Origin of the sequence: Streptococcus oralis, assembly GCF_019334565.1 — a bacterium.
GTDB lineage: Bacteria > Bacillota > Bacilli > Lactobacillales > Streptococcaceae > Streptococcus > Streptococcus oralis_CR.
In genome coordinates this window covers 169,712-195,799 of the sequence record NZ_CP079724.1, presented here as the reverse complement: position 1 = coordinate 195,799, position 26,088 = coordinate 169,712, and the positions used below count along the sequence as shown (strand labels likewise).

Below are 26,088 nucleotides of genomic sequence, written 5' to 3'. Positions count from 1 at the left end.
AAAAAGAATCAGGATTAAACCTGATTCTTTTTGTGTATCAACTTTTTCTTCTAGTCAAATAATGCAAGCCCCCAATCACCACTGCTAGGATGGCTACATAGACAACTTGGGTGGTTTCTAAAGGCACATACGCTCCTTGCAGGATAAAGGTATTGGCAAGCACTCCAACAAGGGCTGTAAGGCTCAAAAGTACGAGCAAGACTAGTTTGTATCGATTAAAAGGCAGGCTGACCTTGGCAACTAGACACAGACCATTGATCAGGGCAAGGAGGAAGCAAATAAATTTGACCTGACCAGAGACAGTGATAAAGAAGTTCGTCAAGAGTACACTAGCGACTAGAATGCCACCACCAATCGCAGCATTGGTCAAAATATCTCGCATAAAATGTGTGCTGACCTTTTCTTTATTGGACTCAAAAGTTAGGAAGAAAGATGGAATCCCAATCGTAATGGCTGAAATGATTGTAAACTGAATGGGGATAAAGGCAAATTCCAAACCAAATACCACACTCAAAATGGCAAACACGATGGAGAAGAAGGTCTTTGTCAGAAAGAGAGAGGCTACCTTTTGGATGTTATTGATGACCCGGCGACCTTCCATCAAGATATCATAAAATACTGCAAAATCATCTGTCAGGAAAACAATATTGGATACACTTTTGGCTGCACTCGTAGCACCATTCATAGCAAAACTGATATCTGCTTTCTTGAGAGCCAGAACATCATTGACCCCGTCACCGCTCATGGCAACTGTTTTACCAGCATTTTGCAAAATAGATACCATCTTTTGCTTCTGTTCCGGTGTCACCCGACCAAAGATATCATGTTCCAAGACCACTCTTTCAAAATCTTGTTCACTCACCTTGGTCATATCAATCGCACGGGCTTCTTCCTTAAAACCTGCCTTACGAGCCACCCCATATACAGCCACATGATTATCACCACTGATAATCTTCACTTCAACACCTTGAGATTCGAAATAGTCAAAGGTTTCCTTGGTATTGTCCTTAATCTCATCTGACAGAACGACATGCCCTAATAGTTCCATTTCGGATGGGCTTGTAATCTGGTCCTTGCTATGAGCAAGCGATAAGATTCGAAAACCTTGCTGCTTCAGATGTTCATAGTAGGTATCCATCGGCTGGGTAAAGCCTAAAAACTCATAGGCGCCAAAGAAATAGGTCCCACCATCTTTTACTTGAACAAAGGAATACTTGTTTTTACTTGAGAATGCACCGACTTCTTGAACTTCCCACTTTTTCTCACAGGTTAAGTAAGTATTCAGAGCTCGGGAAGTAGCATTTTCATCCTCGAAATAAGCTAGATAAGAAGATAGTTTCTCTGCTACATTAGCATCCATTTCTTGGACCTTCATATTCCCCGTCGTGATAGTTCCCGTCTTATCAAAACAAAGAACATCTACTCGCGCCAAGGTCTCCACACAGTATAGCTCCTGCACCAGAACCTTCTTTTTAGCCAGCTTCATAGCCGCTACTGCTAGGGAAACGCTAACCAGTAGAATCAATCCCTCTGGAATCATGCCGACCAAGGCACCTGAACTTCCCAAGACAATTTCAACATAAGTCCGTCCTAGACTAAAACCTCTGACATAGAGCAGAATGGCAACTGGCACCAGCAAGATAGAAACGATTTTTAAAATCTTATCCATATAATCGCGCAGTTGAGAAGGGTATTTTTTAAATTCCTTGCTGGATTTTGCAAGTTTGTTGATATAACTATCGGGACCCACAGCTGTAGCAAGGACCAGACAAGTACCGCTGACAACATTGCTTCCGCTCATCAGCTTGTCACCAACTGTTTTAAAGACCGAATCACTCTCACCAGTCAGCAAGGACTCATCAACTTCAACATTCCCTTCAAGCACTTCTGCATCTACAGGCACCTGATCTCCCAGATTGAGATGCAGATACTCACCCAGAACGATGTCCTCTGGATCAATCTCGATCGTTTGACCATCTCGATTGACTCTGTACTTACTTTTACCAAGCAAACTCAGCTTTTCTAAGGCATTTTTTGAACGCACTTCTTGGAAAATCCCGATGGCTGTATTGATAGCAATCACACCTAAAAAGAGCATATTTTCAAATCGCAAGGTTGTGGCTACCAGAACTGCCAGAGCCAAGTTCATGGCATTAAAAAAGGTAAAAATATTTGAAACGACAATTTCCTTGGTTGTTTTGTAGGGTTTAATGTCGCTGATGTTTCGTTGACGATCCTTGATGTCTTGGCTACTTAAATACTTCATTTCTACTCCGATATCCTTTTGTACTACTATAGTAACACATATCTTTCTCTCTGTCACTTAAAGACTCAAAATAAGGAGAACTCACTTGACAAGCATCATCTATCGCCACTTTAAGAAGGACTTAAAAAGAGGCTAGGATTTTCCTAACCTCTTTTCTCTATGCTTTATTCTGCCAAGGCTCCCATTGGATCCCATGGTGCGAGTACGATTGGTTCTGCTTCATAGGCAGCTTGTTCTTCTGCTGTCAGCAATTCCTTACGGACAACGATTTGGTAGGTATATTCGTCCATCCAAGCGTCTGAGGCAACAAAGTAACCATCTGTACCGACCTTGTCTCCCCATGAGTTTTCAACCTTCCACTTAGTTGACTTACCATTTTCGTCCAAGTCCACTCCTGTCAAGACCATGGCGTGGGTCATCAAGCTTTCGCTGTAGTCCAAACGTCCAGCCTTGTCTTGAGTCAGTTGAATATCCATACTTGATTCAAAGTCATAAACATCTGTCGCAAGGATTCCAGCTTTACGGTTGCTGAGTTGGCCGACATCAGAACCAAACCAAACAGTCTCTCCTGCTTGCATTTGGGCAATCGCCAATTCTTTCAAGCGTTCCATCGGTACGTTGATGTAACGAACTGCACGGCTACCAACCACATTCCCCAACATCTCAACTGTGTAAGATTTGCCGTAAGGCTTGTCAGCAGTTGGTGCGTTGATAACAGAAACATAATCTTCTAGAGGAAGATTGACATATTTCTTGTAAAACTCTTGTGGTGTTATGCCCTTTTCGCTTTGGTAGTTATCATCCTTATCACGATAAGCAAAGTCAAACTGACTTGGTGGAAGTCCTAGTGACATAGCAAGGAAGTTAAAGATTTCTTGCAAGAGGTCTTCTTTCTTAGCTTGAACAGTCACTTGGTCTGCACCAGATGCTAGTAAATCACGCAAGATTTGAGCATCTTGGCGAAGCAATTTGTTGAGAATGGCATTGAGCTCACGGCTGCTGCTAGATGAAACAGACTCAGGATAAACTGACTTGGGAACGACACCGTATTTCTCAAAGAGGGCAACGACCATATCCCATTGACCACCGTCTTGTTGGGGAGTTTGGAGTAGGAAGCTAACCTTGCGGCTCGTCAAATCTTGGTCTGCAGTCGCAATCACTTGCTCCAAGAACCAGTTAGATTTTTCATACTTGTCCCAGAAGAAAGTGTGGGCTTGTGACAACTCAAAGTTTTCTAGTTTGTATTGCGAGATGAGTTTGTGGCGGAAAGTGTTAAGGGCTGCGAACATCCAGCAACGACCAGACGCTTTCTGGTTGGTCACCTTGTCCTTGGTCAAATCAAGCGAGAAAACAGGTGTATTGTCTACATGGCTTTGACGACGCTCTAGGGCTGCAAAAATTCCATTGTGACTGGCAGCATTTTCAATCGCTTGGTATTTGACATTTGCTTCATAGTTAGCAAATAATTTATCTGTAAATGATTCTTGAATCGCGTTCATAGATTCCTCCTTTTATTCTACTGTCTATTATAACTCTTTTCACAAAGGAAGCAACTGAAAAATGAAAAAGGCAGGGACTTTCTCCTCACCTTTTCTAACATAATCCAAACTAATCAATACTAGCAAGGAGCTCCTCTAACTCCTCCTTGGTCAGGCGACGCCATTCTCCTTGTTCTAAGTTCTCATCCAAGACTAAAGTTCCCATCGTCAAACGGTGTAGGTCCACCACTTCCTTGCCACAGTAGGCTACCATGCGTTTGACCTGATGAAACTTCCCTTCAGCAATGGTCACCCGAACCTGGCTCTCATCCTTATCTGAATCCACCGACAAAATCTCCAGTTTGGCCGGCTGGCAGATGAAATCCTTGAGAGGAATGCCCTTGGCAAATGTGTCCACATCTTCTTGGCTCATGATGCCTTCGACTTGAGCCAAATAGGTCTTATCCACATGACGTTTGGGTGAAAGCAACGCATGGGCCAGCTGACCATTATTGGTCAAAAGCAGGAGACCATGCGTGTCAATATCCAAGCGCCCTACTGGAAAAACTTCCTTGGTCCGCGCAAAGTCATCCAACAAGTCTAGAACCGTTCTATGCTTGGTATCTTCAGTCGCTGAAATGACTCCTTGAGGCTTGTTCATCATGTAGTAGACAAACTCCTCGTACTCTAGCACTTGACCATCAAAGCGAATTTCGTCTTTTTCTTCATTTATTTGCAATTTTGCTGATTTTTCTTTCTTGCCATTGACCGTCACGCTTCCAGCCTTGAGCAAGTTTTTGACCTCCGTCCGACTTCCCACAGCGCATGCAACTAAAAATTTATCTAATCTCATAGAACTATTATATCATACTCAAAAGGAGGCTGGCCCAAGTGACCGACCTCCTTTTCGTTTCATACTCTTCAAAAATCTCTTCAAACCGCGTCAACGTCGCCTTGCCGTATAGATGTTACTGACTTCGTCAGTTCTATCTACAACCGCAAAGCAGTGCTTTGAGCAGCCTGCGGCTAGTTTCCTAGTTTGCTCTTTGATTTTCATTGAGTATCGGATTTAAGAAATTAACTTCCTCGTCTCCAGAAAATAGCTAAGACAACCATAGCACCTAAAACAGCTGGAACAATAGCTATCCCCGCTAGGTTTGGCCCCCAAGTTCCAAAAAGTAGGTGACCCAAAGAAGCACCAATCCAGCCGAGAAACATTTTTCCAAAGCATCCCATGCTCTCTCCACGATTGGTTAAAGCACCTGCCAAGAGTCCCACTAGGAGACCAACAAACATACTTCCAAGCATAGCTTCTCCTTAAATTGCCCAGTCTCCATTGCGGAAGAGCGGTACGCGTGTTCCATCCTCACGGATACCATCGATATCCATTTGATTAGAGCCAATCATAAAGTCTACGTGAACATCTGAACGGTTCAGTCCAGCAGCTTCAAGCTCTTCTTCACTCATCTCTGCCCCACCAACAACGCTAGTCGCATAGGCTGCACCGATAGCCAAGTGGTTTGAAGCATTCTCATCGAAAAGCGTGTTAAAGAAGATAATGCCTGACTGAGAAATTGGGCTTGGATCTGGTACCAAGGCACATTCACCCAAGGCACGCGCACCCGCATTTTCAAAGACAAGGTCCTTCATGACCTGATCACCCTTTTCAGCAGTAATGTCTACGATTTGACCATCCTTGAAGGTTACTTTAATCCCTTCGATGATATTTCCGTTGTAGCTAAGTGGTTTTGTAGAGGTTACATAGCCATCTGCACGACGGAAGTCAGGAGCCGTAAAGACTTCTTCTGTTGGCATATTTGGCAAGAATCCTTCGCCCTGTGCATTGATAGCACCAGCTGATTCCCAAACGTGATTCTTAGGCAAGCCAAGTGTCAGATCGGTTCCTGGCGCTGTGTAGTGAAGGGCTGAAAATTGCTCTTTATTAAGTATTTCTGCCTTACTCTTAAGAATAGCTGCATGTTCTTCCCAAGCCTTAACTGGATCTTCTTCATAGACACGGCAAGTTTTGAAGATTTGATCCCAAAGAAGATCAACTGCTTCTTCATCGCTCGCAGCATTTGGAAAGACTTTCTTAGCCCATTCAAGTCCAGCAGCGGCTGCTACAGTCCAGCTAACCTTGTTGGATTGAGTTGCGATGCGCATTGGCTTCATCGCAAGTCCCATAGCTTTGGCGGAAGCTGAAAGCTTATCCGCATCCACTCCGTTCAAGGCACCTGGGTCAGAAGAACGAACACCGAGACGGCTAGCCTTATTCTCCAAGAGATAGTTCATCTCAGCAATCTTGTATTCTGGCACATTGTCCAAACGCTCCATCGGCGCGTGGAGGAATTTCTCGCGGTTGATAAAGTCATCCGCCCATTGAACAATGACTTCGTGCGCACCCAAGGCATAGGCTTCTTTCACGATTAGATGCGCCAATTCACGTTGCTCCACATCGATAGAAAGAGCCAAAGTGTGACCAGGTTGCACGTTAATTCCATTCGCAACCAACAATTTCGCATATTTTTCTAGATTTTCTTTAAAATTTGGTAAAACCATTCTATTCTTCCTTTTCTATTTTTCTTTCAAAGCAGAAAATAATCCTGCTAAAGCAATAGCACCAGACAAGAGTGCTGTCGATAGGATAATTGTTTCATCTGCCAGCTCTAGCTGATAGTTAAAAACCTTTTGCGCTGGCTTATCCTGAGCGGAAATGGTAAGTTTCATAAAAACCTCTTCCTATATTTTAGAAAAATTCATCAAACAAACTCAACTGGTTATCCTCTGGCATATTGCCGAGAATCCCCATTTCATCCATCTTTTCAACCAAGGTTGATGAAAGTCCACCACGCTTGCGCAGTTCTGTCTTAGAGAGGAACTCACCCTCTTCACGCGCACGCACCAACTGCTTAGCAACGTTCTCTCCCAGACCATCCATTGCGACAAATGGTGGGATAAGAGTGTCTCCGTCAATGATGAATTCAGTCGCATCACTACGATAGAGGTCTAACTTGCCAAACTTAAAGCCACGCTCCCACATCTCATTGACAATCTCAAGAGTTGTATAGAGGTCAATTTCCACATTAGAGGCTTCATTATTCTTCCGTTTTTCAGCGATCTCTTCCATTCTACGCTTGATGGCATCCAAGCCCGCACCCATGGTCTTGATATCAAAGGCCTTGGCGCGGATAGAGAAGTAAGCACAGTAATAATAAATGGGATGGTGAACCTTGAAGTAGGCTACACGCAAGGCCATCATAACGTAGGCTGCCGCATGGGCCTTAGGGAACATATACTTGATTTTTCCACAGGATTCGATATACCACTCTGGCACCTTATTGGCTTTCATGGCTTCGATATAGCCATTTCTCTCCTCTTCGGAGATCTTCAACCACAAGCCCTTACGCACCCGTTCCATGATGGTAAAGGCCATCTTAGGTTCGAGACCCGCATGCATGAGGTAAACCATGATGTCGTCCCGACAACCGATAACGGTTGATAGGTCCGCGATCCCTTGCTTGATCAAATCCTGGGCATTTCCCAACCACACATCGGTACCGTGGGACAGACCAGACAGCTGAAGTAACTCCGCAAAAGTCGTCGGATGCGTTTCATCGACCATCCCACGTACAAAGTTGGTTCCAAATTCTGGAATCCCCAGCATACCCGTCGGCGTTCCGATTTGCTCCGGCGTCACCCCAAGCACATCCGTCCCAGAAAAGAGGGCCATGACACCTTCGTCATCCATAGGAATTTCATTAGGGTCAATCCCAGACAAGTCCTGCAATTTCCGAATCATGGTCGGATCATCATGCCCCAGTACATCAAGTTTGAGGACATTCTCATCGATATCGTGGAAGTTAAAGTGAGTCGTCTGCCATTCAGCCGTCACGTCATCTGCTGGATACTGAACAGGCGTAAAATCGTAAACATCCATGTAGTTCGGAATAACAACGATTCCTCCCGGGTGTTGTCCTGTTGTCCGCTTGACACCGGCAGCACCTTGGGCAAGACGTTCCACCTCTGCATCACGATAAAACTTCCCATAGTCTCTCTCATAGCCCTTTACAAATCCATAGGCAGTCTTAGCAGCTACCGTACCAACCGTTCCTGCACGGAAGGCATATTCTTCACCAAAGATATCACGTACATCCAAGTGAGCACTAGGCTGGTCTTCTCCCGAGAAGTTCAAGTCAATATCGGGAACCTTGTCTCCATCAAAACCAAGGAAAGTCTCAAACGGAATATCCTGTCCATTTTTGCTAAGTTTATGACCACAGTTTGGACAGTCCTTATTAGGCATATCAAAACCTGAACCGTAAGAACCATCCGTGATAAACTCGCTGTACTGACACTGACCACAGACGTAGTGTGGAGAGAGAGGATTAACCTCCGTAATCCCAATCATGGTCGCAACAAAACTAGAACCGACAGATCCACGAGAACCAACCAAGTAACCCCGTTCATTGGAACGTTGCACTAACATCTGGGAAGCCAGATAAATCACGGCAAATCCATTCCCCAGAATGGAAGTTAATTCTTTTTCAATCCGTAAATCAACGATATCTGGCAGCGGATTTCCATAAATCTCAAAAGCTTTCTTGTAGGTCAGCTCGGCGACCGTTTCTTCCGCCTTGTCGATGAAAGGCGTGTACAAGTCACCCTTAACAACCTCAACAGGTTCAAAGATATCTGCCAAGGCATTGGTATTTTTAATAACTAGCCTGTGTGCTAGCTCCTCTCCCAAGAAAGCAAATTCATCCAACATCTCATTAGTTGTTCGAAAATGAGCCTTTGGCAAAGGAGCTGGTTGGGCATGTTCACCATGACCGATGGTTCGGTTAATCATAGCCCCCTGACCCAAACTACGGACAATAATTTCACGGTAAATCTCTTCTTCCGGTTCGATATAGTGGACATTTCCCGTAGCTAGAACAGGCTTGCCAAGACGGTCCCCAACCTCTATCAAACTCTTGATAATAGTCTGGAGTTCCTCCATATCCTTGACCTGCTCTTTAGCAATCAAGGGAGCATAGATAGCTGGTGGCATGACTTCGATAAAGTCATAATACTTGGCCACCTCAACCGCCGCATCCACACCTTGGGAAACAACTGCGTCAAAAACTTCACCCTCGGAGCAAGCCGACCCCAAAATCAAGCCCTCCCGATGGGCATCTAGAACCGTTCTCGGAATCCGTGGTACTCCTTCAAAGTACTTGGTATTGGACAAAGAAACCAGCTTAAAAATATTTTTTAAACCAACTTGATTCTTGACATAGATAGTCGCATGCTTGATCCGAGCTTTTTTATAAGAGTCTGGACTAATCAAATCAATGTTGAGTCTAGCTAAATCAGTCACACCATGTTTCTCTGCCACCTCTTTGATAAAGATGAAGAGCAGACGACCAGTAGCTTCCGCATCGTAATTAGCCATGTGGTGGTGTTCAAGTGCCACACCAAAACGCTTGGTCAAAGGCCCCAAACCATGACGTTTATACTCAGGATAGAGGTTTCTAGCAAACTCCAGCGTATCGATAACTGGCTGGCTAATCTTAGGCAGACCATGACGCTCATAATTAGCATTCATAAAGCCAACATCAAAGGTGGCATTGTGGGCAACTAGGACTGTATCCTTGCAAAATTCTTGGAATTCTAGCAAAACTTGTTCCAGTGGTTTGGCATTTTTAACATGGTCATCTGTAATCCCAGTCAACTCAGTAGTAAAAGCAGACAAGGGATGGCCAGGATTGATAAATTCATCAAATTCAGCGATGATATTGCCCTTGTACATCTTAGATGCCGCAACCTGAATCAAATCATTATAGATGGCTGAAAGCCCTGTCGTTTCCACGTCAAAAACCACATAGGTAGCTTCTGACAAGTCCATCTCCACTTCGTTGTAAACGATAGGAACACGGTCCTCCACGATATTGGCTTCCATTCCATAGATCAGCTGGATTCCCGCTTTCTTGGCCGCCTTATAGCCGTGTGGGAAGGACTGGACATTCCCATGGTCCGTGATGGCAACCGCCTTGTGTCCCCACTTAGCAGCTGTCGCAACGATCTCCTCTACTTCTGGTAGAGCATCCATAGTCGACATATTAGTATGAGCATGAAACTCAATCCGACGCTCACCCTCTGGCATCAAATCCTTCCGCTCATAGTGAACAACTTCCTGCACATCCTGGATGTTCATGGTCAAATCACGTGTGAAGTTATTCATCTCCACATTCCCACGAACTCGGAGCCAAGAATTCTTCTTAATGATATCAAACTTCTGAGCCTCTTCTTCATTCTTAACCCATTTTTGCATTGAAAAACTTGAAGTGTAGTCTGTCATTTTAAAGTTGATCAAAACGCGACCAGTTCTGGTCACCTTATGCTCCACATCAAAAACGACCCCTTCAAAGACCAGGCGATTTTCCTCAGTCGTCACGTCGATCATCTGGGTAACTTCAGCCTTATCTAGTTTAGGCTTGGACGCAGCTTTTTTAGCCTGAAAATCAAAGGCTGGCTTCTCTTCTACTGGAGGAGGAGCCATTTGTTCCAGTTGCTCCATAGCCCGGAGCGCCTCCTCATTGGCAGCTTGAACAATCTGTTCATTCTCGGTATGGAAGGCTTCCTCCTGCTCTTGTGTAAGAGCATCATTCTTTTCTATTTGGCATACAAAAGCTGGAAAACCGAACTTTTCGAGTTGCTTTGCCAAATTAGGAAGATGATTCTTCTTAAAGTGCTCCTTATCAATCGCTTCTGAACCTTCAATAATGAGTTGATTTCCTTCCGCACGAACATTTAAATTCTGGTAAAGAGATTTAAACCCCTGACTTGCACATGGACCTTCAGAAAAAGCCTCTCTATAGTAGGCCTGCAAGAGTTCATTAGAGAATTCTTGAGAAAGAGCCTTGATTTCGAAAACAGCTCGGTTTCCTGTCTTAGAAAATTCTTCACCAAGCCCTTTCTTTAACTCTAAAAAGATTTCAATCGGTAAAATATTAGAAAATACAAAATGAAATTCCCAAATCTTACTAATTTTATGAACCACAACATGCTCAATTTTGGCATCAACAAGAGCAGGATCCCGTCTCAATTGATCAGAGATTCCTAGTTGATTCATTAAAATTTCAAACTTACTTGACATTCATTTTCCTCACATTATTCTCTTACTATTTTACCATAATTAAAGAAAATATATGACTAGTACCATTCCTTAAGCACTGCTAGTTTACACAAATTTGTTCCGTAAAGAAAAAGAAGACTCTCAGAATCTCCTTAGTAAATAAAAAAAAGATACCCTAAAGTATCCTCGTAATCGATCGGGAAGACAGGATTCGAACCTGCGACACCTTGGTCCCAAACCAAGTACTCTACCAAGCTGAGCTACTTCCCGCGTTAAATAAAAAAATGCACCCTAGAGGAGTCGAACCTCTAACCGCCTGATTCGTAGTCAGGTACTCTATCCAGTTGAGCTAAGGGTGCTCATCATTATATGCCGAGGACCGGAATCGAACCGGTACGATCGTTACCAATCGCAGGATTTTAAGTCCTGTGCGTCTGCCAGTTCCGCCACCCCGGCCTCTCTAAGCGAACGACGGGATTCGAACCCGCGACCCCCACCTTGGCAAGGTGGTGTTCTACCACTGAACTACGTTCGCATCGACCTCTTATTCTATATAAAAAAATGCCGGCTACATGACTTGAACACGCGACCCTCTGATTACAAATCAGATGCTCTACCAACTGAGCTAAGCCGGCTACTTTCTATTATGCGGGTTAAGGGACTTGAACCCCCACGCCGTTAAGCGCCAGATCCTAAATCTGGTGCGTCTGCCAATTCCGCCAAACCCGCAAATATGACCCGTACTGGGCTCGAACCAGTGACCCATTGATTAAAAGTCAATTGCTCTACCAACTGAGCTAACGAGTCTAAAATAACTGCCGTTATCTTAAACGGTCCCGACGGGAATCGAACCCGCGATCTTCGCCGTGACAGGGCGACGTGATAACCGCTACACTACGGGACCTATGGGAGTTAACGGGATCGAACCGCTGACCCTCTGCTTGTAAGGCAGATGCTCTCCCAGCTGAGCTAAACTCCCAAAAAGGAAGTCTCTAAACTTCCTATTCTGCTAAGCGACTTCCATATCTCACAGGGGGCAACCCCCAACTACTTCCGGCGTTCTAGGGCTTAACTGCTGTGTTCGGCATGGGTACAGGTGTATCTCCTAGGCTATCGTCACTTAACTCTGAGTAATACCTACTCAAAATTGAATATCTATCAAATACAAAGAAAACCTCACACTTCGTATTCTCAGTTACTTTGGATAAGTCCTCGAGCTATTAGTATTAGTCCGCTACATGTGTCGCCACACTTCCACTTCTAACCTATCTACCTGATCATCTCTCAGGGCTCTTACTGATATAAAATCATGGGAAATCTCATCTTGAGGTGGGTTTCACACTTAGATGCTTTCAGCGTTTATCCCTTCCCTACATAGCTACCCAGCGATGCCTTTGGCAAGACAACTGGTACACCAGCGGTAAGTCCACTCTGGTCCTCTCGTACTAGGAGCAGATCCTCTCAAATTTCCTACGCCCGCGACGGATAGGGACCGAACTGTCTCACGACGTTCTGAACCCAGCTCGCGTGCCGCTTTAATGGGCGAACAGCCCAACCCTTGGGACCGACTACAGCCCCAGGATGCGACGAGCCGACATCGAGGTGCCAAACCTCCCCGTCGATGTGAACTCTTGGGGGAGATAAGCCTGTTATCCCCAGGGTAGCTTTTATCCGTTGAGCGATGGCCCTTCCATACGGAACCACCGGATCACTAAGCCCGACTTTCGTCCCTGCTCGAGTTGTAGCTCTCGCAGTCAAGCTCCCTTATACCTTTACACTCTGCGAATGATTTCCAACCATTCTGAGGGAACCTTTGGGCGCCTCCGTTACCTTTTAGGAGGCGACCGCCCCAGTCAAACTGCCCGTCAGACACTGTCTCCGATAGGGATAACCTATCCGGGTTAGAGTGGCCATAACACAAGGGTAGTATCCCAAGAACGTCTCCTTCGAAACTGGCGTCCCGATCTCATAGACTCCTACCTATCCTGTACATGTGGTACAGACACTCAATATCAAACTGCAGTAAAGCTCCATGGGGTCTTTCCGTCCTGTCGCGGGTAACCTGCATCTTCACAGGTACTAAAATTTCACCGAGTCTCTCGTTGAGACAGTGCCCAAATCATTACGCCTTTCGTGCGGGTCGGAACTTACCCGACAAGGAATTTCGCTACCTTAGGACCGTTATAGTTACGGCCGCCGTTTACTGGGGCTTCAATTCATACCTTCGGATTACTCCTAAGCACTCCTCTTAACCTTCCAGCACCGGGCAGGCGTCACCCCCTATACATCATCTTACGATTTAGCAGAGAGCTGTGTTTTTGATAAACAGTTGCTTGGGCCTATTCACTGCGGCTGACGTAAAGTCAGCACCCCTTCTCCCGAAGTTACGGGGTCATTTTGCCGAGTTCCTTAACGAGAGTTCTCTCGCTCACCTGAGGCTACTCGCCTCGACTACCTGTGTCGGTTTGCGGTACGGGTAGAGTATGTTTAAACGCTAGAAGCTTTTCTTGGCAGTGTGACGTCACTAACTTCGCTACTAAACTTCGCTCCCCATCACAGCTCAATGTTATAGATATAAGCATTTGACTCATATCACACCTCACTGCTTAGACAGACTCTTCCATTCGTCTGCTTTAGTTAGCCTACTGCGTCCCTCCATCACTACATACTCTAGTACAGGAATATCAACCTGTTGTCCATCGGATACACCTTTCGGTCTCTCCTTAGGTCCCGACTAACCCAGGGCGGACGAGCCTTCCCCTGGAAACCTTAGTCTTACGGTGGACAGGATTCTCACCTGTCTTTCGCTACTCATACCGGCATTCTCACTTCTATGCGTTCCAGCACTCCTCACGGTATACCTTCTTCACACATAGAACGCTCTCCTACCATACCTATAAAGGTATCCACAGCTTCGGTAAATTGTTTTAGCCCCGGTACATTTTCGGCGCAGGGTCACTCGACTAGTGAGCTATTACGCACTCTTTGAATGAATAGCTGCTTCTAAGCTAACATCCTAGTTGTCTGTGCAACCCCACATCCTTTTCCACTTAACAATTATTTTGGGACCTTAGCTGGTGGTCTGGGCTGTTTCCCTTTCGACTACGGATCTTAGCACTCGCAGTCTGACTGCCGACCATAATTCATTGGCATTCGGAGTTTATCTGAGATTGGTAATCCGGGATGGACCCCTCACCCAAACAGTGCTCTACCTCCAAGAATCTTTATGTCGACGCTAGCCCTAAAGCTATTTCGGAGAGAACCAGCTATCTCCAAGTTCGTTTGGAATTTCTCCGCTACCCACAAGTCATCCAAGCACTTTTCAACGTGCCCTGGTTCGGTCCTCCAGTGCGTCTTACCGCACCTTCAACCTGCTCATGGGTAGGTCACATGGTTTCGGGTCTACGACATGATACTAATGCGCCCTATTCAGACTCGGTTTCCCTGCGGCTCCGTCTCTTCAACTTAACCTCGCATCATATCGTAACTCGCCGGTTCATTCTACAAAAGGCACGCTCTCACCCATTAACGGGCTCGAACTTGTTGTAGGCACACGGTTTCAGGTTCTATTTCACTCCCCTCCCGGGGTGCTTTTCACCTTTCCCTCACGGTACTGGTTCACTATCGGTCACTAGGGAGTATTTAGGGTTGGGAGATGGTCCTCCCAGATTCCGACGGGATTTCACGTGTCCCGCCGTACTCAGGATACTGCTAGGTACAAAGACTATTTTAAATACGAGGCTATTACTCTCTTTGGCTGATCTTCCCAAATCATTCTTCTATAATCTTTGAGTCCACATTGCAGTCCTACAACCCCGAAGAGTAAACTCTTCGGTTTGCCCTCCTGCCGTTTCGCTCGCCGCTACTAAGGCAATCGCTTTTGCTTTCTCTTCCTGCAGCTACTTAGATGTTTCAGTTCACTGCGTCTTCCTCCTCACATCCTTAACAGATGCGGGTAACAGGTAGTACCTGTTGGGTTCCCCCATTCGGAAATCCCTGGATCATCGCTTACTTACAGCTACCCAAGGCATATCGTCGTTTGTCACGTCCTTCTTCGGCTCCTAGTGCCAAGGCATCCACCGTGCGCCCTTATTAACTTAACCTTATTTTTTGACCTTTCAGTCATAAACTCTTTTAATACTACAGCGTTTCGGTTTATTTTCTTGTTACTATTTGATATAGATATTCAATTTTCAATGTGCATTACTTGGTGATCTCTCACCAATGGAGCCTAGCGGGATCGAACCGCTGACCTCCTGCGTGCAAAGCAGGCGCTCTCCCAGCTGAGCTAAGGCCCCACAAGACCTCTCAAGACTAAACAAGACCAATGTGCAGTTCCTTATCCTTAGAAAGGAGGTGATCCAGCCGCACCTTCCGATACGGCTACCTTGTTACGACTTCACCCCAATCATCTATCCCACCTTAGGCGGCTGGCTCCTAAAAGGTTACCTCACCGACTTCGGGTGTTACAAACTCTCGTGGTGTGACGGGCGGTGTGTACAAGGCCCGGGAACGTATTCACCGCGGCGTGCTGATCCGCGATTACTAGCGATTCCGACTTCATGTAGGCGAGTTGCAGCCTACAATCCGAACTGAGACTGGCTTTAAGAGATTAGCTTGCCGTCACCGGCTTGCGACTCGTTGTACCAGCCATTGTAGCACGTGTGTAGCCCAGGTCATAAGGGGCATGATGATTTGACGTCATCCCCACCTTCCTCCGGTTTATTACCGGCAGTCTCGCTAGAGTGCCCAACTGAATGATGGCAACTAACAATAGGGGTTGCGCTCGTTGCGGGACTTAACCCAACATCTCACGACACGAGCTGACGACAACCATGCACCACCTGTCACCTCTGTCCCGAAGGAAAACTCTATCTCTAGAGCGGTCAGAGGGATGTCAAGACCTGGTAAGGTTCTTCGCGTTGCTTCGAATTAAACCACATGCTCCACCGCTTGTGCGGGCCCCCGTCAATTCCTTTGAGTTTCAACCTTGCGGTCGTACTCCCCAGGCGGAGTGCTTAATGCGTTAGCTGCGGCACTAAACCCCGGAAAGGGTCTAACACCTAGCACTCATCGTTTACGGCGTGGACTACCAGGGTATCTAATCCTGTTTGCTCCCCACGCTTTCGAGCCTCAGCGTCAGTTACAAGCCAGAGAGCCGCTTTCGCCACCGGTGTTCCTCCATATATCTACGCATTTCACCGCTACACATGGAATTCCACTCTCCCCTCTTGCACTCAAGTTAAACAGTTTCCAAAGCGTACTATGGTTAAGCCACAGCCTTTAACTTCAGACTTATCTAACCGCCTGCGCTCGCTTTACGCCCAATAAATCCGGACAACGCTCGGGACCTACGTATTACCGCGGCTGCTGGCACGTAGTTAGCCGTCCCTTTCTGGTAAGATACCGTCACAGTGTGAACTTTCCACTCTCACACTCGTTCTTCTCTTACAACAGAGCTTTACGATCCGAAAACCTTCTTCACTCACGCGGCGTTGCTCGGTCAGACTTCCGTCCATTGCCGAAGATTCCCTACTGCTGCCTCCCGTAGGAGTCTGGGCCGTGTCTCAGTCCCAGTGTGGCCGATCACCCTCTCAGGTCGGCTATGTATCGTTGCCTTGGTGAGCCGTTACCTCACCAACTAGCTAATACAACGCAGGTCCATCTGGTAGTGATGCATTTGCACCTTTTAAGCAAATGTCATGCAACATCTACTCTTATGCGGTATTAGCTATCGTTTCCAATAGTTATCCCCCGCTACCAGGCAGGTTACCTACGCGTTACTCACCCGTTCGCAACTCATCCAGAGAAGCAAGCTCCTCCTTCAGCGTTCTACTTGCATGTATTAGGCACGCCGCCAGCGTTCGTCCTGAGCCAGGATCAAACTCTCATTAAAAGTTTGAGTTCTCACTCATTTCTGTCACTGACAGATTTATTGTTTTTTCATTGTTCAGTACTATAACTTCAGTTATAGTGCCCTGCACATTGGTTCGTCTTGTTCAGTTTTCAAAGGTCTTTGTCACTCATTCTCTCTCGAGCGACAACTATATTAGTATATCACAGCTACCTGTCTCTGTCAACAGATTTTTTAAACTTTTTTCAAGTTTTTTTAACCGCAATACACCATAGTCCGTACGGGATTCGAACCCGTGTTACCGCCGTGAAAAGGCGGTGTCTTAACCCCTTGACCAACGGACCTGAGCTTTTCAACTCTTTCTATTATACCTACTTTTTTACCTTTGTCAAGAACTTTTTTCCTCTTTATCGAAATTCTGAAAAGATTAGGGAAAGTTCTCTCAGGAGAGCTTTACGTCCTCTAAAGACTTCCCCTCCCATGAGACGGTCTATTAATTCTTGTTTTTCCATACTCTGCTTTGATTTGTAATTCTTTAGAAGTTCGTGAAAGAGATAATAATCGTCCAGCCTGAGTCCTTTTTCTCCTAGACGATGGCTAATCTCACTCACCTCTTCATAAGGTTCTTTGTCAAAACGGCGCTTGTGACTTTCCTGTTTACGGATGTAATCTAGAATACGATTTCTAAATTTTGTTTTAAAGCAAACATATAGTTGATGGCGCTCCCCCTCTAGTAACTCTGGGTTGCGACTCACCAGCTCATACAGACATAACATGCCTTCCTGATCCCAGTCCTCTTTCTCCCACAGATGCAAATGATAATCTTTGCGACACTTATGGACGATTCCCTTGCTTTCTTCATATAAGTCTTTTAGATTCATAGACCTCTCCTTTCTGCATTTAGTTTAGCAAAATGCGCGAGCCCCTGGGTCTACTTCCTCTATTTTATACTTCTTCCTCCCTCAACAGCACATAAAAAGAGAGGTAAAGCCTCTCTGGGGTTATAATTCTGCAATTTGGTTGAGATTCACTTCTGCAATCGTATCATTACCAAACATAGAGATAATCATCTTCACTTTGTTGTTATCAATTTCAGTAATTTTCCCTGTGTAGTCTGCAAAAGCGCCATCAATGATGCGGACTGTCTGGCCAACTTCAACATCAATATCGAACTCTTGAACAGTTTGTCCCATTGAAACCAGAATATCACGGATTTCTTGTTCCAAAAGTGGAGTTGGTTTTGATCTGTTACCGTGTGAGCCGACGAATCCTGTTACGTTAGGTGTGTTTCGAACGACGAACCATGCTTCATCGGTCATGACCATTTCTACAAGGACATAACCTGGAAAGCGATTCTCTTCAATTTCCTTTTTCTTTCCATTTTTCTCAACTTGCACGGTTTGTGTTGGAATCTCAACGCGAAGAATATTATCCAACATGTTATATGTTTGCGCACGTTGCAATAGATTTTCTTTTACCTTATTTTCATAGCCAGAATAAGTTTGTAGAACAAACCATCCCTTGTCAAAACTATCCATGATATTTCCTTTCATACATATATAGAAGAAAGCTAGCAGAAGCTTTCCACTTTTCTTCTAAAAAATGTTAATAAATCGAATCAAACCTGAAACAATCAACTGGTCAAAAATGTAAATGATGACCACAAAGAAGGCTGTATATTCCATAATAGAGCGAAAATCTCTCCAGCTTTCTTTGCGAGTTGGCCAAGTTGTTTCTTTAAGAAGTTTAAAAATATCCTTAATAAAACCCATCGTTCTCTCCTATCTCGTTTCTCTATGTGTCGTATATTTTCCACAATGTTTACAAAATTTATTTACTTCTAGTCGTGTTGGCTTGGGGTTCCCACTAATTTTGATTGAGTAATTCCTTGAACCACAAACTGCACAAGCTAGGCTTGCTTTTTTTAGTGCCATAACGCCTCCATCTTATCTATTATAACAAGAAACCTAGGCTTTGACAAGCCTCTTAACGAAATAGATTAAGGATTGAGTCCCATATTGTCTGGGCTTTTTCTTTTATTTTAGCTTCTGAAATCGCACGGCCTGCTTCATCTACAAGATTTTGTGCACGACTACGAATATCTCCTATTGGGTCCTCAGACTGGTTTGTCTCATTTTCAACAACCTGCTTTTTCGTATTTTCTGGTTCAATACCATTTTGTTTATAAGCATTCTCAACTGTAAAAGTGCTACCTGTAGTGTAAGGTAAAATGGTATTAGCCATACTTCTAAAGACATGGGCTGCTCCATTGGAGGTCGAACCTGCTAGATAATGGTTCTCATCTGTTGTTGGGAAGCCGAGCCAGTGGCTGATTACCACATCCGGAGTATAGCCGATCACCCACTGGTCACTGGTATATTCTGGGTTGAAAACAGCTTCAGTCGTACCTGTTTTACCAGCCATAACGTAATCCGCTGGTGACGAACTAATTCCCGTACCATTGGTAAATGTTCCTAGCATCATACTGGTCATCTTATCGGCTACCGACTTATCAATCACTCGTTTTTGGGAGTTTTTATGACTCTTGACGACCTGACCACTGGCATTTTCAATGCGAGTGATGAAATGCGCCTCAGGCATCAAACCTCCATTGGCAAAGGCTGCATAGGCTTGCGCCATCTGGAGAGGATTCGTCTCCACACCTCCACCAAGAGCAACTCCAAGAACTCGGTCAACTTTTTCCATATTCAGGCCAAATCTCTCCCCAGCGTCAAAAGCTTTGTCAATACCTAATGCATTTACTGTCGCAACAGCTGGTAGGTTGAGTGATTCCGCCAAAGCCTGATACATAGGTACTTCTGGAGATGTCTTAATACCTGCATAGTTGTCTACTTGATAACTGTTGTACTGCATCGTATGATTATCCAGTTGCTTGTTCAAGGCCCACCCTGCTTCTACTGCGGGTGTATAAACGACTAAAGGTTTAATGGTTGAGCCTGGGCTACGCTTAGACTGAGTGGCATAGTTGAAATTGCGAAAGCCTGGTTTGTCATCACCAGCTACACGACCAACAACTCCACGCACTCCACCAGTCTTGGGTTCTAGAGCGACACTACCTGATTCGGCATGTGTTCCGTCTTCTGCTGTTGGAAATAGCGAAGTGTTTTCGTAAATAACCTGCATGTTTGCTTGGTAGTTTTGGTCAAGCTCTGTGTAAATTCGATAGCCGTTGTTGACAATCTCTTCTTCTGTAAGATTGTACTTGGAAACTGCTTCGTTGACAACTGCATCAAAATAGGACGGGTAACGATAATCCGAAACTTTGCCTTCATACTTATCTTGCAGTTGAGAAGCCATATCTACTCCAGCCGCTTCGATCTCTTTATTTTTATCAATATAGCCCGCTGCAACCATATTTTGCAAAACAGTATCCCTACGGTTGGTCGAAGTCTCAACAGAATTTAATGGATTATACAATTCTGGTCCCTTGAGCATCCCTGCTAGAGTGGCCGCCTGATCAAGCGTTAGTTGTGAAGCCGATACACCGAAATATTTCTTACTTGCATCTTCAACACCCCATACCCCATTTCCAAAGTAGGCGTTATTAAGGTACATAGTAAGGATTTGCTCCTTGCTGTATTTCTTGGTCAACTCTAAGGCAAGGAAAAACTCCTTGGCCTTCCGTTCAACGGTCTGGTCCTGGGAAAGATAGGCATTTTTCGCCAACTGTTGAGTGATGGTGGAGCCCCCTCCAGAACGACCCGCGGTAAGGATGGCTAGAAAGAAACGACCGTAGTTAATCCCATCATTTTTATAAAAGGAACGGTCCTCTGTCGCAACAACAGCATTCTGCAAGTCTTTACTGATATCTGTCAGTTCAACATAGGTTCCTTTTTGACCTGATAGGGCTCCTGCCTCTTTTTCTTCGCGGTCAAAAATCAGAGTTCGCGTTTTCAAGGCATTTTGCAAGTCATTGACATTGGTCGACTTGGCTATCGCAAATAGGTAGGTTCCTACTAGCAAACCTGCACTTAACCCTAATATGATGACGATTTTTGTCAGATGATAACGGCGCCAAAATTTCCGAATTGGGCCTACTTGGGACAATTTTTTTCTATCGCTCCGTGAACGACGCATGCTAGTCGAATCAGACTCCGCTGATTCATTCGTTTCTTTTTTAAAGAGAGAAAGAAACTTCTCAAATAATTTATCTAATTTCATGCGTTTATTTTATCATCTTCACCATAGGAACTCAAGAATTTAGCTACTCCCTATCCAAATAGGGCTTTTTTTGTTACAATATCTGTATGCAATTCACATTTACATTACCCGAATCTTTGCCTCAAATGACGGTCAAACAATTTCTAGAGGAACAACTCCTCATCCCTAGAAAAATCCGCCATTTTTTGAGAATAAAGAAGAACATCTTAATTAATCACAAACAAGTTCACTGGAACGAGATGGTCAAACCAGGTGACATTTGCCAGTTGACTTTTGACGAGGAAGATTATCCCAAAAAAGAAATCCTTTGGGGAAATCTAGACCTCGTTCAAGAGATTTACCAAGACCAACATCTCATTATCGTCAACAAGCCAGAAGGAATGAAAACTCACGGAAATCAACCTGGTGAAATTGCCCTTCTCAATCACGTCTCTGCCTACGTTGGCCAAACCTGCTATGTCGTTCATCGCCTGGATATGGAAACAAGCGGTTTAGTGCTTTTTGCTAAAAATCCTTTTATCTTACCCATTCTCAATCGTTTGTTGGAAAAAAAGGAAATCGCTCGTGAGTACTGGGCACTTATAGAAGGGCGAGTAGAGAGTAAAGAACTTGTCTTTCGAGATAAAATTGGTCGTGATCGACACGATCGTAGAAAAAGAATAGTTGATGCAAAAAATGGACAATATGCTGAAACACATATCAGTCGATTAAAACAATTCCCAAACAAGACTACCCTTGTTCGTTGCAAACTAAAGACCGGTCGAACACATCAAATCCGTGTTCACCTCTCTCATCACAAGCATCCTATCCTGGGCGATCCTCTCTATAACTCTAGATCAAAAACGAGCCGGCTGATGCTCCACGCCTTTCGACTCTCCTTTACTCATCCACTCACCTTAGAAAAATTGAGTTTCACTGCCCTCTCGGATACTTTCGAAATAGAATTAAAACAAAATGGATGACACTATCATCCATTTTTCTATACAAAAAAGCAAGACCAGAAGGCCTTGCTTTTATCGACTCAAGAATTATTTAGCGATTTTTGCGAAGTATTCAAGAGTACGTACAAGTTGTGCAGTGTATGACATTTCGTTGTCGTACCATGATACAACTTTAACCAATTGTTTACCGTCAACATCAAGAACTTTAGTTTGAGTTGCGTCAAACAATGAACCGTAAGACATACCTACGATATCTGAAGATACGATTGGATCTTCTGTGTAACCGTATGATTCGTTTGAAGCTGCTTTCATAGCTGCGTTCACTTCATCAACAGTAACGTTCTTTTCAAGAACTGCTACCAATTCAGTAACTGATCCAGTTGGAGTTGGAACACGTTGTGCAGATCCGTCAAGTTTACCGTTCAATTCTGGGATTACAAGACCGATAGCTTTAGCAGCACCAGTTGAGTTAGGAACGATGTTTGCAGCACCAGCACGAGCACGGCGAAGGTCACCACCACGGTGTGGTCCGTCAAGGATCATTTGGTCACCAGTGTAAGCGTGGATAGTAGTCATCAATCCTTCTACAACACCGAAGTTGTCTTGAAGAGCTTTAGCCATTGGAGCCAAGCAGTTTGTAGTACATGAAGCACCTGAGATAACTGTTTCAGTACCGTCAAGAACGTCGTGGTTAGTGTTAAATACAACTGTTTTAACATCGCTTCCACCAGGAGCAGTGATAACAACTTTTTTAGCTCCTCCAGCGTGCAAGTGTTTTTCAGCCGCTGCTTTCTTAGCAAAGAAACCAGTTGCTTCAAGAACGATTTCTACACCGTCAGTAGCCCAGTCGATTTGTTCTGGATCACGTTCAGCAGAAACTTTAACGAATTTACCGTTAACTTCGAATCCACCTTCTTTAACTTCTACAGTACCGTCGAAACGACCTTGAGTTGTATCGTATTTCAACAAGTGTGCAAGCATAACTGGATCTGTAAGGTCGTTGATGCGAGTAACTTCAACACCTTCTACGTTTTGGATACGGCGGAAAGCAAGACGACCGATACGTCCGAAACCGTTAATACCAACTTTAACTACCATTAGTGATTTCCTCCTTATGAAAATCATGAAATTTTTATTGTGAAAAGAGTAACTTGAATCACTACAAATCACCTTTCAACAAACCTATTATATAACTATTTGAGTTGAATTGCAAGTACGGGCGTTGATTTTCTCTCCTGCTTTTCTACTTTTTCTCCCCCTTTTTATTCATCCATTCTTTTATTTCCAAAGCATATCACTAGAATCTTTTATAATATCTGCATATTCTCTTCATTATCAAGGTGAAACTACAATTTCAACTCTTTCAGAGTTTACAAAAAAGAGACAGGATAACTCCTGCCTCTAGGCTGATAAACAATTATTTGCGACGTCCTGGTCGTTCTGCATAACCATAGTAAGCATCTGCCATGATTTCTTCCATGTCAGCTACCATTGGCAAGCGTGGGTTAGCAGGTGAACATTGGTCTTCATAAGCAAGCAAGGCAATTTCATGCAAGCTGTCTTTCCAAGCTTTTTCATCGATTCCAAAGCCTTTGAAGTTCATTGTGATTCCAACTGCTTCACCAAGATCGTAAACTGCTTTGGCATACGCTTCAACCGCTTCTTCTGGAGTTGAGTGAGGCAATCCAAGCATTCTAGCAATATCTTGGAATTTTTCGTCAGCTTTCCAGTAGTTATACTTAGGCCATGTAGTCGTCTTAGATGGGCGAGTACCATTGTAACGGATAACGTATGGAAGCAAGATTGCGTTTGTACGTCCGTGAACAGTATGGTGAACCGCACCGATCTTGTGGGCCATTGAGTGGCTCATACCAAGGAAGGCATTGGCAAAGGCCATACCAGCCATTGTAGATGCATTGTGCATTTTTTCGCGAGCTTCTGGATCAGCTGTCTTAACAGATTTTTCCAACCATTCAAAGACAAGTTTGATTGTTTGAAGGGCGATACCGTCTGTGTAGTCGTTAGCAAAGTTTGAAGTGTAGGCTTCAGTCGCGTGAGTCAAGACGTCCATACCTGTGTCCGCAGCGATGAAGTCTGGAACTGACTCAACCAAAGCAGGATCAACAATCGCAATAGTTGGTGTCAATGAATAGTCAGCCAATGGATACTTACGGTTGTTTTTCTTATCAGAGATAACGGCAAATGGTGTTACTTCTGAACCTGTACCTGAAGTTGTTGGAATACCAATGTATTTCGCTTTTTTACCAAGTGATGGGAAGCGGAAGGCCCGTTTACGGATATCCATGAATTTTTGAACCAAGTCACGGAAGTCGATTTGTGGTTGTTCGTAGAAGAGCCACATTACTTTGGCTGCATCCATTGGAGAACCACCACCAAGAGCGATGATTGTGTCTGGTTCAAATGCTCTCATTACTTCAGTACCACGTTCTACAGTTGTGATATCTGGGTCTGGTTCAACGTCTGAGAAGACTTGGACAGTTACACGGTTGCTGCGTTTGTTCAATTGGTCAATAATGCGTTGAACAAAACCAAGTTTTTCGATCGATTTGTCTGTAACAATCATAACGCGTTCAATATCTTCACATGTTTGAAGGTATTGGATAGAATTGCGTTCGAAGTAAATTTTTGAAGGAACTTTAAACCACTGCATATTATTTCTACGTTTCCTTACTTTCTTGATGTTTAGAAGGTTGATCGCACTCACATTATCACCGACTGAATTGTGTCCATATGAACCACATCCAAGTGTCAATGATGGAATGAAGGCATTGTATACGTCACCGATACCACCGAAAGTAGATGGAGAGTTCCAGATAATACGCATTGCTTTGATTTCTGTACCAAAGCGTTTAGCAAGAGCTTCGTCTTTTGTATGGATGGCTGCTGAGTGACCAAGTCCGTTAAACTCAACCATTTGACGAGCTTTTTTAAGACCGTCTTCTGTATCTTCAGCTTTTAGGACAGCGATAACTGGTGACAATTTTTCACGAGTCAATGGTTCTTTTGGTCCTACTTCTGCACATTCTGCAGCCAAGATGTTTGTTCCTTCTGGAACGCTAAATCCTGCTTGTTCAGCAATCCATGCTGCTGGTTTACCAACAATGTTTGCATTTAGTTTAGCACCTGCACAGTTTTTGCTGTTTGCTTTCACACCAAAACAGAATTCTTCAAGAAGTGCTTTTTCTTTCTTGTTTACAAAGTAAGTGTGATATGATTTGAATTCTTCTACAAATTCGTCATACACTTCTTTATCAATGATAACCGCTTGTTCTGATGCACAGACCATCCCATTATCAAATGATTTAGACATCACGATGTCATGAGCCGCTTGACGAAGGTCAGCTGATTTTTCCACATAGGCAGGAACGTTTCCGGCACCTACCCCAAGAGCTGGTTTTCCACATGAGTATGCAGCTTTAACCATAGCATTCCCACCAGTTGCAAGAATAGTTGCAACACCTTCGTGGTTCATTAGCGCTCCAGTTGCTTCCATGGATGGCTTTGTAATCCATTGTACACAGTTTTCAGGTGCACCGGCTGCGATGGCTGCATCGCGAACGATTTGTGCTGCGTGTGCTGATGATTCTTGAGCTGATGGGTGGAAAGCGAAAACGATTGGGTTACGTGTTTTCAAAGCAATGAGTGATTTGAAAATCGCTGTTGAAGTTGGGTTTGTGGTAGGAGTGACACCACAGATTACCCCGACAGGCTCCGCAATCTTTGTCAAACCTGTAATTGGATCATCTTCAATAACTCCAACTGTTTTAACTCCACGCATATTGTTCACTACGTGTTCACAGGCAAATAGGTTTTTTGTTGCCTTGTCTTCAAATACCCCACGGCCAGTTTCTTCAACTGCATGTTGTGCAAGGATACCATGTGCGTCAAGTGCTGCAACCGAAGCTTTTGCCACGATATAGTCAACTTGCTCTTGGTTCAACTTGCGCATTTCATCAAGCGCAACCAAGGCTTTTTTCACGAGACCGTCGACATGCTTCTCAGCAGCAAGTTGCTTTTCCTCTGGTGTTACTGTTTTTTTATCAGCCATATTATCCTCCATAGCCTTTAAGGATGTTATCCTTTGTTAATTTTTTCACAAGTTTATTATAACTCTTTTTTTATGCTTTGTAAACAGTTTCATAAGTATTTCACAAAGAATTTTTCTGAAATTGTGATTTTTTTCTCAATATGGCTGTGCAATAGAGTTTTGGCCGGATGATTGTGAAATT

At 44.3% G+C, this 26,088-nt stretch carries 15 protein-coding genes, 11 tRNA genes and 3 rRNA genes; 1 reads left to right on the top strand and 28 read right to left on the bottom strand.

Annotated elements, in window-relative coordinates:
• Nucleotides 1-37: 37 nt before the first annotated feature.
• The 26 genes from KX728_RS01040 to pbp2a all read right to left on the bottom strand — a co-directional run bounded on the left by KX728_RS01040 (nt 38) and on the right by pbp2a (nt 20,897).
• Entirely contained in the window at nt 38-2,266 is a 2,229-nt protein-coding gene (locus KX728_RS01040) for an HAD-IC family P-type ATPase (RefSeq protein WP_215805087.1), read from the bottom strand.
• A 164-nt stretch (nt 2,267-2,430) separates the two neighbouring features.
• The gene (gene pepC, locus KX728_RS01035; protein ID WP_215805088.1) at nt 2,431-3,765 is read right to left on the bottom strand and encodes a C1 family peptidase; all 1,335 of its coding nucleotides are present in this window, start codon (nt 3,763-3,765) and stop codon (nt 2,431-2,433) included.
• Between the two features lie 109 nt (nt 3,766-3,874).
• The gene (locus tag KX728_RS01030; RefSeq protein ID WP_215805089.1) at nt 3,875-4,597 is read right to left on the bottom strand and encodes a pseudouridine synthase; all 723 of its coding nucleotides are present in this window, start codon (nt 4,595-4,597) and stop codon (nt 3,875-3,877) included.
• A gap of 224 nt (nt 4,598-4,821) precedes the next feature.
• Nucleotides 4,822-5,052 carry a GlsB/YeaQ/YmgE family stress response membrane protein gene (locus KX728_RS01025; protein ID WP_000901578.1) on the bottom strand — a complete coding sequence of 77 codons (231 nt, stop codon included), beginning with the start codon at nt 5,050-5,052 and terminating at the stop codon, nt 4,822-4,824.
• A 9-nt stretch (nt 5,053-5,061) separates the two neighbouring features.
• Nucleotides 5,062-6,303 carry an aminopeptidase gene (locus tag KX728_RS01020; protein WP_215805090.1) on the bottom strand — a complete coding sequence of 414 codons (1,242 nt, stop codon included), beginning with the start codon at nt 6,301-6,303 and terminating at the stop codon, nt 5,062-5,064.
• 15 nt (nt 6,304-6,318) lie between these two features.
• Nucleotides 6,319-6,471: a hypothetical protein gene (locus tag KX728_RS01015; RefSeq protein ID WP_215805091.1), complete on the bottom strand. Its 153-nt coding sequence runs from the start codon at nt 6,469-6,471 to the stop codon at nt 6,319-6,321.
• 19 nt (nt 6,472-6,490) lie between these two features.
• Nucleotides 6,491-10,882 carry a PolC-type DNA polymerase III gene (locus KX728_RS01010; RefSeq protein WP_215805092.1) on the bottom strand — a complete coding sequence of 1,464 codons (4,392 nt, stop codon included), beginning with the start codon at nt 10,880-10,882 and terminating at the stop codon, nt 6,491-6,493.
• 175 nt (nt 10,883-11,057) lie between these two features.
• Nucleotides 11,058-11,131 (bottom strand) — tRNA-Pro (locus KX728_RS01005).
• A 15-nt stretch (nt 11,132-11,146) separates the two neighbouring features.
• A tRNA-Arg gene (locus tag KX728_RS01000) sits at nt 11,147-11,220 on the bottom strand.
• Between the two features lie 11 nt (nt 11,221-11,231).
• A tRNA-Leu gene (locus KX728_RS00995) sits at nt 11,232-11,317 on the bottom strand.
• 7 nt (nt 11,318-11,324) lie between these two features.
• Nucleotides 11,325-11,396, bottom strand: a tRNA-Gly gene (locus KX728_RS00990).
• Nucleotides 11,397-11,423: 27 nt separating this feature from the next.
• Nucleotides 11,424-11,496, bottom strand: a tRNA-Thr gene (locus tag KX728_RS00985).
• A gap of 12 nt (nt 11,497-11,508) precedes the next feature.
• Nucleotides 11,509-11,590 (bottom strand) — tRNA-Leu (locus KX728_RS00980).
• 5 nt (nt 11,591-11,595) lie between these two features.
• Nucleotides 11,596-11,668 (bottom strand) — tRNA-Lys (locus KX728_RS00975).
• A gap of 24 nt (nt 11,669-11,692) precedes the next feature.
• A tRNA-Asp gene (locus KX728_RS00970) sits at nt 11,693-11,765 on the bottom strand.
• Between the two features lie 2 nt (nt 11,766-11,767).
• Nucleotides 11,768-11,840: transfer RNA gene (locus tag KX728_RS00965), tRNA-Val, on the bottom strand.
• A gap of 29 nt (nt 11,841-11,869) precedes the next feature.
• Nucleotides 11,870-11,985 (bottom strand): 5S ribosomal RNA (gene rrf / locus KX728_RS00960).
• A 76-nt stretch (nt 11,986-12,061) separates the two neighbouring features.
• Nucleotides 12,062-14,964, bottom strand: a 23S ribosomal RNA gene (locus KX728_RS00955).
• A gap of 122 nt (nt 14,965-15,086) precedes the next feature.
• Nucleotides 15,087-15,159: transfer RNA gene (locus KX728_RS00950), tRNA-Ala, on the bottom strand.
• A gap of 51 nt (nt 15,160-15,210) precedes the next feature.
• Nucleotides 15,211-16,757 (bottom strand): 16S ribosomal RNA (locus KX728_RS00945).
• The 16S, 23S and 5S rRNA genes sit together here with 11 tRNA genes alongside, the layout of an rRNA operon.
• Before the next feature lie 230 nt (nt 16,758-16,987).
• A tRNA-Glu gene (locus KX728_RS00940) sits at nt 16,988-17,059 on the bottom strand.
• 63 nt (nt 17,060-17,122) lie between these two features.
• Nucleotides 17,123-17,596 carry a hypothetical protein gene (locus tag KX728_RS00935; protein ID WP_045591891.1) on the bottom strand — a complete coding sequence of 158 codons (474 nt, stop codon included), beginning with the start codon at nt 17,594-17,596 and terminating at the stop codon, nt 17,123-17,125.
• Between the two features lie 120 nt (nt 17,597-17,716).
• The gene (gene nusG / locus KX728_RS00930) at nt 17,717-18,253 is read right to left on the bottom strand and encodes a transcription termination/antitermination protein NusG (protein ID WP_000376728.1); all 537 of its coding nucleotides are present in this window, start codon (nt 18,251-18,253) and stop codon (nt 17,717-17,719) included.
• Nucleotides 18,254-18,310: 57 nt separating this feature from the next.
• Nucleotides 18,311-18,487, bottom strand: a complete 177-nt coding sequence (gene secE / locus KX728_RS00925; protein ID WP_000505776.1) for a preprotein translocase subunit SecE — start codon at nt 18,485-18,487, stop codon at nt 18,311-18,313.
• 9 nt (nt 18,488-18,496) lie between these two features.
• Nucleotides 18,497-18,649, bottom strand: a complete 153-nt coding sequence (gene rpmG / locus KX728_RS00920) for a 50S ribosomal protein L33 (RefSeq protein ID WP_001809375.1) — start codon at nt 18,647-18,649, stop codon at nt 18,497-18,499.
• A 52-nt stretch (nt 18,650-18,701) separates the two neighbouring features.
• Complete coding sequence (gene pbp2a / locus KX728_RS00915; RefSeq protein WP_215805157.1) at nt 18,702-20,897, bottom strand: penicillin-binding protein PBP2A; 2,196 nt, start codon at nt 20,895-20,897, stop codon at nt 18,702-18,704.
• Nucleotides 20,898-20,983: 86 nt separating this feature from the next.
• On the opposite strand from pbp2a, the gene KX728_RS00910 reads away from it, so the two are divergent.
• Nucleotides 20,984-21,859, top strand: coding sequence for an RluA family pseudouridine synthase (locus tag KX728_RS00910; protein WP_223335705.1), 876 nt, complete (start codon nt 20,984-20,986; stop codon nt 21,857-21,859).
• Between the two features lie 66 nt (nt 21,860-21,925).
• Here KX728_RS00910 and gap read toward each other — a convergent pair whose 3' ends face one another.
• Together gap and adhE are read right to left on the bottom strand one after the other, a co-directional pair.
• Nucleotides 21,926-22,936 carry a type I glyceraldehyde-3-phosphate dehydrogenase gene (gap, locus tag KX728_RS00905; RefSeq protein ID WP_215805158.1) on the bottom strand — a complete coding sequence of 337 codons (1,011 nt, stop codon included), beginning with the start codon at nt 22,934-22,936 and terminating at the stop codon, nt 21,926-21,928.
• 319 nt (nt 22,937-23,255) lie between these two features.
• Entirely contained in the window at nt 23,256-25,907 is a 2,652-nt protein-coding gene (gene adhE, locus KX728_RS00900) for a bifunctional acetaldehyde-CoA/alcohol dehydrogenase (protein WP_215805159.1), read from the bottom strand.
• Between the last annotated feature and the right edge of the window lie 181 nt (nt 25,908-26,088).